This is a genomic window from Flavonifractor plautii ATCC 29863 (assembly GCF_000239295.1).
GTDB lineage: Bacteria > Bacillota > Clostridia > Oscillospirales > Oscillospiraceae > Flavonifractor > Flavonifractor plautii.
This window is the reverse complement of record NZ_JH417663.1, coordinates 1-11,245: the sequence shown is the minus strand read 5'-3', so window position 1 is coordinate 11,245 and position 11,245 is coordinate 1. Positions and strand designations below refer to the sequence as shown.

Below are 11,245 nucleotides of genomic sequence, written 5' to 3'. Positions count from 1 at the left end.
CAAAACGAGCGCCGCCAGCAAAGCTGGCGGCGCTCTTGCGCGGATGCGGGGCGCGGAAAACCCCCGGCCCGCAGGGCCGGGGGTTTGGGACGCGCGTCAGCGGTCCCACTTCTCGATGAGGGCGCGGAGCTGGTCGGCGAACCGACCCAGATCCTTGTTGGTGCCGCCCTTGTTGTGGGCGATGACCTCCATGAGCCTGCGGCCCACATCCTCCAGGCGCTGGTAGGCCGGCGAGCCGCCGGAGGCGGGCTCGGGCTTCTTCTCCGGCGGCAGGCCGGGGGAGAGCATCTGGTTATCCAGCAGGTCGTAGACCTCTTCGTAGTTTGGGGCGTGGGCGGCCAGTCCCTTTTCCCGGAGGGTGTTGGCGTAGACCTCCGTCACCTCCTGGTCGCCGTGGACCACGAACACCTGCCTGGGCCGGGGGCTGAAGTGCTCGATCCACCGCAGCAGGCCGTCCCGGTCGGCGTGGGAGGAGAGGCCATGGAAGTTGACGATCCGCGCCCGCACGGCGATCTCCTCGCCGAAGAGCTTGACCGAGCCGACGCCGTTGAGGAGCCGTCGGCCCAGGCTGCCCTCGGCCTGATAGCCCACGAACACCACGGCGCACTCCGGCCGCCAGAGGTTGTGCTTGAGGTGGTGGCGAATACGGCCGGCGTCGCACATACCGGAGGCGGAGATGATCACCTTCGGGGTAGGGTCCAGGTTGAGGGCGCGGGACTCATCGCTGCTCTCGGTGATGGTAAGGCCGGGGAACTGGAACAGGGCCCCGCCCTTGAGGGCGGCGATGGCCTCCTCGTCCAGGTAGCCGTGGAGATCCCCGGAGAAGATGCGCGTGGCCTCGCCGGCCAGGGGGGAGTCCACCACCACGGAGAAGCCGGGCACGCTCTTGACGAGGCCCTGCTCCTTCATCTCCCGGATAAAGTACAGCAGCTCCTGGGTGCGGCCCACGGCGAAGGAGGGGATGATCACGTTGCCCCCATTGCCCAGAGTCTCGTCAATAATGGCGGCCAGGTCGGCGGTGTAGTCCGGCTGCTCGTCCATGTCGTGGAGCCGGTCGCCGTAGGTGCTCTCGGTGAGCACATAGTCGGCGTCCCTGATGTACTGGGGGTCGCGGATGATGGGCTGATCCCGGTTGCCGATGTCGCCGGAGAAGACCACCTTGCGGGTGGTGTCCCCCTCGGTGAGCCACATCTCCACGCTGGCCGAGCCCAGCAGGTGCCCGGCGTCCACGAAGCGCACCTTCACCCCGTCGGCGATCTGAAGCGTGGTACCGTACTCGCAGGTGACGATGCGCTTGACCGCCTCCTCCGCGTCGTGGACGGTGTAGAGGGGCTCCACCGGCTCCTCCCCGGCCCGCTTGCCCTTCTGGTTCTGCCACTGGGCGTCGCTCTCCTGGATGTGAGCCGAGTCCCGCAGCATGATGGACAGAAGCTGCCCCGTCAGGCGGGTGCAGTAGATGTTGCCGGTGAAGCCCTGCTTCACCAGCAGGGGAATGCGGCCGGAGTGGTCGATGTGGGCGTGGGTGACCACCACGGCGTCGATGTACCCGGCGGCAAAGTCCAGCTCCTGGTTGTCCCGCTCGTCCCGGCCCTGCTGCAGGCCGCAGTCCACCAGAATCTTCTTTCCCCCGCACTCCACACAGTGGCAGCTTCCGGTGACGGCCCTTGCCGCGCCGAAAAAGGTCAGTTTCATGGGGCACCTCCTTGTGCAGTTTCTACAAGGCTATTGTACTCCTAAAACCAGCCGGTGTAAATAGTCGGATAACGTCCGGTAAGACGGGCAGAAGATCCGCCTCCCTGCCGCTTGGGACAGTGCCTCGTTCCACTCCTCCAGGGTGTAGGTGTTGAGCGGCAGCACGCTGAGCAGGGTGAGCAGCCACTCCGGGTCCGCCCGGCCATCCAGCCGGGCCAGAATGCGGTTCTCCATATGCTCCCCCCTTTTCCCATTTGTATGCCGCGGCTCTGCGTGCGGTCCCTTTTCTTTTGTGGAAGCATCCAGTATACCGTAGGATAGCGGTGATCGGCATGACCAGGAACGCGGCCATCCAGTACGCCAGCGCCGGTGTCTGCTGCATCGCCGTCCCCATCTTCTCCCCAGAGAACGCCGCCGCCTTTGACACGACGAACCCCCTGTGATAGACTATGGCGGCACCATCTGAGGGGCCGCGGGCCCTTCAGAAAGAACCGGACCGGCACACGTAGGAGCCGGTCCGGTTCTTGTTATGCGTTCCTTCTTACAGTTTTTTACAGGCCACCCTCCACAATCTGGGCCTTGATCAGGTTGGTTGTGCCGGACTGTCCCAGGGGTACGCCGGCGGTAATCACCACCGTATCGCCGATCTGGACTGCGTTCTCCTTACGGGCCACATCCACAGCCAGGGAGAACATCCGGTCGGTGGAATCCACCTCGCCGGACAGGTAGGGGTGCACGCCCCAGGAGATGGCAAGCTGCCGCCGGGTGGACTCATTCTGGCACAGAGCCACGATGGGGCAGGCAGGGCGGAAGCGGGAAATGACTTTGGCGGTGTAGCCCGACCGGGTGGCCGCCAGGATGGCCGAGGCGTTCAGATCCATGGCTGTCAGACAGCAGGAGTGAGTGATTGCGTCACTGATACCGGATACCACGGGCAACAGGCTGCGCTCCCGGAAGCGGCCCCAATAGTCGATAGCCTCCTCCGCGGCGGTGACGGTGTTAACCATAGTGGACAGGGCCTCAATGGGGTACTTGCCGGAGGCCGTCTCGCCGGAGAGCATGACGCAGGAGGTGCCGTCGAACACGGCGTTGGCCACGTCGGACACCTCGGCCCGGGTGGGGCGGGGATTGCGGATCATGGAGTCCAGCATCTGGGTGGCGGTGATGACCGGCAGGCCGGCCCGGATGGTGGCCTTGATCATCTTCTTCTGGAGGATGGGCACCTCGTGGGCGGGGATCTCCACGCCCAGATCGCCCCGGGCCACCATGATGCCGTCGGAGGCGGCGATGATGCCCTCCAGGTTCTCAACGCCCTCCCGGTTCTCGATCTTGGCGATGATGCGGATATTGTCGCCGCCGTGCTTGCGCAGTTCGGCACGGATGTCCTCCACGTCGCTGGCCTTGCGCACGAAGGAGGCGGCGATGAAGTCAAAGTCGTTGTCCACGGCGAACTTCAGATCCTCCCGGTCCTTGTCGGTGAGGGAGGGCAACAGGATGTGCACATCAGGTATGTTAATGGACTTGTTGCTGGACAGGGGGCCGCCGTTTTCCACCTCACAGTGGATCTCGTGGCCCTCTACCTTCTGGACCCGCAGCTCGATGAGGCCGTCGTCCACCAGGATGCGGCAGCCGGGCCCCACCTCCTTGTGAAGGTTGGCATAGGTGACACTCACCCGGTGGCCGTCTCCGGGCACGTCATCGGTGGTCAGGATAAATCCCTGGCCCTGCTCCAGAGTCACGGGGCCGTCGGCAAAGGTCTTTATACGGATTTCGGGGCCCTTGGTGTCCAGAATGGTGGCCACGGGGGCACCCAGGGTGTCCCGCACCTTCTTGAACATATTCAGCCGGGCCAACTGCTCGGCGTGGCTGCCATGGGAGAAGTTGAAGCGGGCAGCGTTCATGCCGGTCCGGATCAGCCGTTCAATGGTCTCCGCATGGTCCACCGCAGGCCCCAGGGTGCAGATGATTTTGGTCTTTCTCATGTTCATACAATCGTCCCTCCGTCGGGTATCCGAATCTCCAGGTCTCAACAAAAATCCGCAGATATCATACACCATCCCGCCCCGTTTGGGAAGGGTGAAATGGGTTAAATTTATGATTTCCGCCTACAATTTTTTCAAACCGTCCGCCGGGCCGGACACCGGAGCGCCGCCCAGCAGAGGGCCGCGCCGGCGCAGCCGCAGGCGATACAGGCGGCGAGCATCCAGTTTGCGCCGCCCATATCCAAGGTCCAGCCGGCCAGCAGGCCGCCCAGCATTCCGCCCATGCCGTTGGAGGCCACCATCATCACCGTCTGGCCCCGCACCCGGTCAGCCTCGGGCACGGACTCATTGACAAAGTAGACCGACGCCGGGGTGAACAGGCCGTAGCCCAGCAGTTGCAGGGGCTGGGCCAGCAGGACGCCGGCGTAGTTGAAGGTACACAGCAGCGCCACGGCCTTGAGGGTGCCGAATACGGCGCTGATGAGCAGCAGCCGACCGCTGCCGAACCGGCGGAGCAGCTTTGGGAAGAGGAAGGCGGTGGGCAGCTCGAAGGCCCCCATCACAAACATGGCCAGGCCCAGATCGGCGTCGGTGCCGCCCCGGCTGGTGACCACGTTCACCAGGAAATTGGACAAGGGGAGCACCGCCGTCAGGCTCAGCAGCACCCCGGCCAGCATCAGTGTAAAGGACGGGTTGGACCGCAGCAGGGCCAGAGCCGACTGTGGCCTCGGCCCCTCCGCATCCCGGGCGCGGGGCCTGCCCCGGTAGGGCGGGTAGGTGGCCACCAGGGCGATCTCCGCCGCGACCAGCACCACATGGGTGAGCAGCGTGCTCTCCACCCCGGAGCGCCCCACCTGGAAGCCCAGGAACACACAGGTCAGGGCGTAGGCCAGGGAGCCCAGTCCCCGGCCCAGGCTGTAGCGGATGGGGACGCCGTCGTTGATGAACTGGATGGCCATGGCGTCCATGAGGGGGTAGGAGGACACCTCCAGCCCGCCGATGACCGCCCACACCAGGGCGGTCTCCCCCAGCCCCATGCCCGGGGCGAGCCAGTACCAGACGCTCACCCCCAGGGAGAGGAGCATGGACAGGGAGACGATACGCTTGAGGGGGAATTCCGGGTGCCGGTCGGCAAAGCCCCCCAGCAGGGGCTGGCACACAATGCCCGCCAGGCAGCGCACCGAGGTCATCAGCCCGGCCTCCCCGTTGGAAAAGCCCCGATCCAGCAGCAGGGCGGTCTGATAGCCCACGATGGAGGCAAACATGGCCCAAAAGCCGATCTGCATGGCCATATAGTGCCAGTCCAGCCGCCGGAGGGAGGGTTGTCTCTGTATGGTCAAGGCTCATTCCTCCGTATGTTCATATTGGAACAGGTTGTCCAGCCGGGTGGTGCTCGCAACGTAGAGGGTGAGGGCTATATCCGGCTCCAGGCCCGCGATGGTGTCCAGCAAATCCCCCTCGAAATACCGCAGATCAATGGTGGTCAGCTCCGAGCAGGACAGGGCCAGGAAGGGGGTGAGGGCGCAGGCAAAGGAGTCCCGCAGCAGCACCACCCGCGGCCCGTCCGGATTTTTGTGGTTGGTGATGGTGGCGATGGGGTAGTCGCCGCCGGCGTAGTAGGTATAGGGGTTGCCGTTGAACCAGTCCTGCTGGGCCACCCGCTCGGGGAAGCACACCGACGTCTCAAAGGGGCCGGTGCGGGTAAAGCCGTAGGCGGGGCAGGAATAGGTCAGCTCGGAATCGAATTTTGGGGTATAGAGCGTGATGTCGTCCGCCCCGGCGTAGAGGGAGCCCACCCGCTTGCCCTGGCTGCCCAGGAAGAAGTGCTCCAGCACCCGGGTATCCCAGTTGGCCGGATCGGTGAGGGCCGGGTCGGCGGCCAGGCCGTACCGCTCCTCCAGCTCGTCCGTCAGCGCCTGCCAGGCGAAAAAGGCCGCCTCGGGCTTCCAGTGGTGGTCGGTGCGGAAAAACCAGTTGGAGTAGATGCCGTTCTCCTCAAACAGGGGGCGCAGATCCACATAGTCCGTTCCCTGCCGCTCCAGCTCCTCCAGGAACGCGTCGGCGCTCTCGTTGCCGTACTCCTCCACCCCGGTCGGGAGCAGCGCCTCCCCACGCTGGAGCTTCTGTGGGGCGTTCACGTAGAGATAGGGGATGCCCAGAGCCTCCAGGCTCTGGGCAAACGCCGCCGTGGCGGCGGCGTTCTCCGCCACCTGCGGCCCGACGCCGGGCGCGGCCTGAAGATCCACAAAATTCAGTCCGCCGGTGGATAACCGGACTACGGTATTTTCCCCCACCGCGTCCTCCACCACCCGGCGGCCGGAGAGCCGCTGCACCCCGCCGTAGAGCTGAATAAACAGGTGATCCCGATCCAGATCGCCGTTGACGGCGGTCTCCGCCCCATCCACAAAGGCCATCACGTCCCTCTCCCGGAGGAAGGTCTTGAGCAGGGCCTCAAACTTCCCCTCCCCTCCGAAGAAGGAGGTGGCCAGCAGCAGGAACCCCGCCGCCACCGCCAGCAGGAAGACCGCGGCGGTCATGGTATTGCGTCGCTTCACGCTTCTGCCTCCTCAAAAATTGAAGTAGATGAAGGGGTTGTAGGTACCCTTGATCAGGAAGGCCGCCGACACCAGGAACACCGCCGCCGCCAGTACGGCGTAGCCCGCGTCCAGCAGGGGGCTGTCCTTTTTCGCGGCCCAGTCCCGCAGGCGGGGGGCCAGCGGGCCGGCAAAGAGCACCGACGCCGCCAGCACCGTCCAGTTCTCCCGCAGGTAGAGGGCGGTCAGATCGTCCCACCCCCCGGCGCCGAGGCCGAACATGGCCTGGAGGTACTGCCCCGCCGCCGCCAGGCTGTCCGCCCGGAAAAGCACCCAGGCAAAGTTCACCATCAGGAAGGTAAACAGCCATTTGGCCCACACCGGCCAGCCCCGGCCAAGACCACCATATTTTTCCAGCACCAGCAGCACGAAGTAGAACAGTCCCCAGGCCAGGAACGTCCAGTTGGCCCCGTGCCAGACGCCGGTGAGCAGCCACACCACGAACAGGTTGCGGATGTGTTTGGCCTTGGAGTTCACCCGGCTGCCCCCCAGGGGGAAGTAGACATAGTCCCGGAACCAGGTGGACAGGGAGATGTGCCACCGCCGCCAGAATTCGGTGATGGACCGGGAGATGTAGGGGTAATTGAAGTTCTCCAGGAAGTGGAAGCCGAACATCTTGCCAAGGCCGATGGCCATGTCGGAGTAGCCGGAGAAATCGTAGTAGATCTGCAGGGTGTAGCACAGGGCGCCCAGCCAGGCGAAGGAGGCGGACAGGCCGTCCCCCTGGCCAAAGGCCCGGTCGGCCACCACCGCCAGTTGGTTGGAGAGGAGCACCTTCTTGCCCAGACCCACGATAAACCGGCTGCACCCGGCGGAGAAGTCCGCCCAGATCTCTTTGCGGTGGTCGATCTGCTGGGCCACTGTCTCATACTTGACGATGGGGCCGGCGATGAGTTGGGGGAAAAAGGAGATGTAAAGCCCCACCTTCAGGGGCGAGCGCTGCACCTCCCCCCGGTCCCGGTGGACGTCCAGCACATAGCTCAGGGCCTGGAAGGTAAAGAAGGAGATGCCGATGGGCAGCTCAATACCGGGAATGACAAAGGCCGCCCCCAGGCGGTTCAGAATACCCAGTGTAAACGTCAGGTATTTAAATACAAACAGGATACCAAGATTCACCGCCAGGGCGGTCACAAGAGGGGGCGCGCAGGTCCGTCCCGCCCGCTTGCAGACATCCACCCACAGGCCGAAGCCGTAATTGGCCAGGATGGAGCCCAGCATGACCAGTACAAACCAGGGCTCCCCCCAGGCATAGAAGCCCAGGGAGGCCAGCAGCAGAAACACGTTCTGCCCCTGCCGCCACCTCCGCAGGGGCAGGTAATACACCAGCAGGACCACCGGGAGGAACAGGAAGAGAAACACCGAACTGGAAAAGAGCATGCCGCTTCTCCTTTAAGTCAAATACTTGCCCACGAACGGCACCTTGGAGAGGAGCCACGCCGCCGCCAGGGAGGCCAGGAATACCGCCGCCGTCAGCACCGGCACCGACAGCACAGGCGGGAAGGACAGGGCGGTAATGCCGAAGTTCCGCAGCAGCATGAGGAAGAACACGTGCACCAGATAGATGCCGAAGGACACCTTCGCCACGCCGGAAAACCGCTGGCGGCGGGAGCGCTCGTCACTCACCCCCAGCAAATAGCGGAAGAGCACAAAGACCGCCGTGCTCATCAGGGCGATGTTGGGACTGTCATAGTTGTAAAAGGTCTGGGCCAGCGCCCCGCGCTGCTGGGACAGCCAGGCGGTGCCCCCCACGGTGACCGCCGCTCCTGCGATCCCCAGCAGGTAGATGAGGTACTCCGCCGGGCGGCTCAGTGTGTACTCCTTTAAGTAATACCCCAGTACATAGTAGCCCACATAGCCCAGCACCAGCTTGATATTCAGGTAGCTCTGGTAGAGGCTCACCGTCTGGCTGGGCCGCAGGCGCAGAAGGGTGGGCAGGAGGAAGGTGAAGACAAACACCAGCAGGAAAAACCAGTGGAAATCCCCCCGGCCTGCCCCCCGCACGAAGGCACGCAGCACCGGGGTGACCAGATACAGGCCGAGCAGCATATAAAGGAACCACAGGTGAAAGCAGGTCTTTCCCAGGAGCACCTGATAGAGGGCTGCCCGGACGCTCTCCCAGCTCAGGCCGTGCACCTGTACCCGTTCCACCAGCGCATAGGCCGTCCCCCATACCGCCAAGGCGGCGGCGATACGCAGCATATGGCCGAAAAAAAGCTTGGAGGGGGGGAGGCTGTGCTTGGGGTCCAGCAAGAACATGCCGGAGAGCATGACAAACACCGGCACACACCAGTGGGTCAGCCCGTCGTACACGTTGAGCACCATAAAATCGGGCGTTCCCACCGGCGACGCCTCCAGGGCCCCGCCGGTTATGTGGACCACGATCACCGCCAGCATGGCGGTACACCGCAGCAGATCGGCGTAGGCCAGCCGGCCGCCTATGGTCTGACTCACCCCTTACCCCCGCTCCGGGACGAGCTCGATCCAGTAGCCGTCCGGATCCTCAATGAAGTAAACGCCCATATCCGGGTTTTCAAAGCATACGCAGCCCATGGCCCGGTGCCGCGCCAGCAGCGCATCAAAGCGGTCGGTGACGAAGGCCAGATGGAACTCCTGCTCCCCCAAATCGTAGGGTTCGGTGCGGTCCCGCAGCCAGGTTAACTCCAGACGGAAGCCGGTCTCCCCGTCCCCCAGGTACACCAGCTTGAAGGAGCCGTCGCCGGCCTCCTTCTCCTCCACCACCTCCAGCTCCAGCGCCTGCCGGTAGAAGGCCAGGGATCGCTCCAGATCCAGCACATTAAAGTTAAAATGATTGAATTGCAGCATGGTTTTTCCTCTTTTCTTCGGTTTTGCGGGCGTGGTTCTCTTCCCCGCCAGGCTAGGGCTTGTTTGAAACTTGGCGATGTACCCAGCAGCGAGGGATTATGGCTGCTGGCAAGCAATTCTTTCGCGGGAATCCGGACGGATTTCAAGGAAAAATTGCGCCGTCCAGCGGTCAAAAGGCCCGCCGATTGGGCTTGTTGACATGTTTCAAACAAGCCCCAAAGCCCCGGTCTGTAGGGACCGGCGCCCCAGGGCAGCTTCTCTTGCCCCTTCGTGTCAGTTCCCCTTCTGCCCACATCGGCCCGCCGGACCAATGGCTCTGACCGTGTCCCGCAGCCGCGGGCGGATGTGGGCACCCGCCCCTACAACTCTGCGGGTGGCCCAATACCCCCGCCTCCAAGTAGGGGCGGCCCTTGTGGCCGCCCGCGGGCGCACACAGTGCGCCTCTACAGCCGCTCCGCAAGCCTCCGTCCCGTCGGCGTCGCCGCCAAACCGCCGCTGCCGGTCTCCCGGAGTGAGGCGGGCAAAGCATCGCCCACGGCCCGCATGGCGTCGATGACCTCGTCGCAGGGGATGGCGCTCTCCACCCCGGACAGGGCCATCTCGGCGCAGGACAGGGCGTTGACCGCCCCCATCACATTCCGGTTGACGCAGGGCACCTCCACCAGCCCGGCCACCGGGTCGCACACCAGCCCCAGGGTGTTGGACAGGGCCATGGCGCAGGCGTGGGCCATCTGGCCGGGCGTGCCGCCCATCACATAAACCAGGGCGGCGGCCGCCATGCCGGAGGCGGAGCCCACCTCCGCCTGACAGCCCCCCTCCGCCCCGGAGATGGAGGCGCGGGTGGCGATCACCTGTCCGAAGCCGGCCGCCACATAGAGGGCCTCCACCATCCGGCGGTCGTCCAGGCCGTCCCTGGCCTGGAGGGGGAGGAGCACCGCGGGCAGCACCCCGCTGGCCCCCGCCGTGGGGGCGGCCACGATGCGCTTCATGCAGGCGTTGCACTCCCCCGTCTTGAGGGCGGCGGCGATCACCTGCCGCAGAAAGGGAGGACACAGCCCCGGCCCCTCCCCCTCCAGCCTGGCCCCGGCGCCGCCGGTAAGGCCGCTGCGGGAGCGGGCGGCGGGGTCATACTCCGCCACTGGGGCCTTCATGGCCGTCCAGAGCGCGGCCATCTGCCGCCAGGAGCGGGCCTCGTCCACCCCCCGCTCCCGGAGATCGTCCTCCAGCACCGCCCGCCACAGGGGGACCTGCCCGGCCGCCTGGAGCAGCCCCTCCACCGATGAAAACGCCATGTCAGTCCTCCCCCTCCATGTTCAGATAGGTGACCCGCTCGATGCCCGGGCAGGCCCGCAGCTCCTCCACCGCCGCCGCCCAGATGGGCTGGTCGCTCTCGATGACCATCACCGCCAGGCCGCCCCGCATATCCCGGTAGAGCTGCATGGTAGCGATATTCACCTGCCGCTTGGACAGCACGCCGGTGACCTCCGCCACCATGCCGGGCCGGTCCTGGTTGCGGATGATGAGGGTGGGCAGCTCGCCGGTGAAGCGGGCCTCCAGCCCGTCGATGGCGCACACCTGCACCCGGCCGCCCCCCAGGGAGGAGGCCGTCACCTCCAGCCGTTTCCCCGCCGCGTCCTCCACCCGGAGCAACACGGTGTTGGGGTGGGCCCCCCGCAGGGCCGCCCGCCCCAGGGTCAGCTCCATCCCCGCCGCCTCCGCCAGCTCGAAGGAGCGGGGGAGCCGGGCGTCGTCCGGCCGCATGCCCAGCAGGCCGGCCACCAGCGCCCGGTCGGTGCCGTGGCCCGTGCCGGTGGCGGCAAAGGAGCCGTGGAGCAGCAGCTCTGCCCGCCGGGGCGTGCTCCCCAGCAGCCTGCGGGTCAGAAACCCGATCCTTGCCGCCCCCGCCGTGTGGGACGACGACGGCCCCACCATAATAGGCCCCATGATATCAAAGATGTTCATAGTTGCTCAAGGTTCCTTTCCTACTTCCAAGCTGTTGTTGGGCCGTCGTCGGGCGCGTATGCGCCCCGCGCCGGGCGGGGCGCATCCTGTCGAAGATGTTCATTCTATGTGGATTTCCTTGCTCTGTCAAGGGGAAACGGCGCGTCAGGGATGCCGCGCCTGTAGGACTACAATACATATTGGACATCTGAA

At 65.2% G+C, this 11,245-nt stretch carries 10 protein-coding genes; all 10 read right to left on the bottom strand.

Annotated elements, in window-relative coordinates:
• Window positions 1–96: 96 nt before the first annotated feature.
• A complete protein-coding gene (locus HMPREF0372_RS03160; protein WP_007488922.1) occupies window positions 97–1,692 on the bottom strand; it encodes an MBL fold metallo-hydrolase RNA specificity domain-containing protein in 1,596 nt (531 codons plus the stop codon).
• A 30-nt stretch (window positions 1,693–1,722) separates the two neighbouring features.
• On the bottom strand, window positions 1,723–1,926 hold the full coding sequence (locus HMPREF0372_RS03155; protein ID WP_007488921.1) for a hypothetical protein: 204 nt from the start codon (window positions 1,924–1,926) through the stop codon (window positions 1,723–1,725).
• Window positions 1,927–2,243: 317 nt separating this feature from the next.
• A complete protein-coding gene (gene pyk / locus HMPREF0372_RS03150; protein WP_007488919.1) occupies window positions 2,244–3,680 on the bottom strand; it encodes a pyruvate kinase in 1,437 nt (478 codons plus the stop codon).
• 128 nt (window positions 3,681–3,808) lie between these two features.
• Window positions 3,809–5,014, bottom strand: coding sequence for an MFS transporter (locus tag HMPREF0372_RS03145; protein ID WP_009258330.1), 1,206 nt, complete (start codon window positions 5,012–5,014; stop codon window positions 3,809–3,811).
• Between the two features lie 3 nt (window positions 5,015–5,017).
• Window positions 5,018–6,229, bottom strand: coding sequence for a DHHW family protein (locus HMPREF0372_RS03140; RefSeq protein ID WP_155116954.1), 1,212 nt, complete (start codon window positions 6,227–6,229; stop codon window positions 5,018–5,020).
• A gap of 12 nt (window positions 6,230–6,241) precedes the next feature.
• Complete coding sequence (locus tag HMPREF0372_RS03135; RefSeq protein WP_007488913.1) at window positions 6,242–7,645, bottom strand: MBOAT family O-acyltransferase; 1,404 nt, start codon at window positions 7,643–7,645, stop codon at window positions 6,242–6,244.
• A 12-nt stretch (window positions 7,646–7,657) separates the two neighbouring features.
• Window positions 7,658–8,719, bottom strand: coding sequence for an acyltransferase (locus tag HMPREF0372_RS03130; RefSeq protein WP_007488911.1), 1,062 nt, complete (start codon window positions 8,717–8,719; stop codon window positions 7,658–7,660).
• A 3-nt stretch (window positions 8,720–8,722) separates the two neighbouring features.
• Window positions 8,723–9,091, bottom strand: a complete 369-nt coding sequence (locus tag HMPREF0372_RS03125) for a VOC family protein (protein ID WP_007488910.1) — start codon at window positions 9,089–9,091, stop codon at window positions 8,723–8,725.
• Window positions 9,092–9,534: 443 nt separating this feature from the next.
• Window positions 9,535–10,383: an L-serine ammonia-lyase, iron-sulfur-dependent, subunit alpha gene (gene sdaAA / locus HMPREF0372_RS03120; RefSeq protein WP_007488908.1), complete on the bottom strand. Its 849-nt coding sequence runs from the start codon at window positions 10,381–10,383 to the stop codon at window positions 9,535–9,537.
• Window position 10,384: 1 nt separating this feature from the next.
• Entirely contained in the window at window positions 10,385–11,053 is a 669-nt protein-coding gene (gene sdaAB, locus HMPREF0372_RS03115) for an L-serine ammonia-lyase, iron-sulfur-dependent subunit beta (protein WP_007488907.1), read from the bottom strand.
• Between the last annotated feature and the right edge of the window lie 192 nt (window positions 11,054–11,245).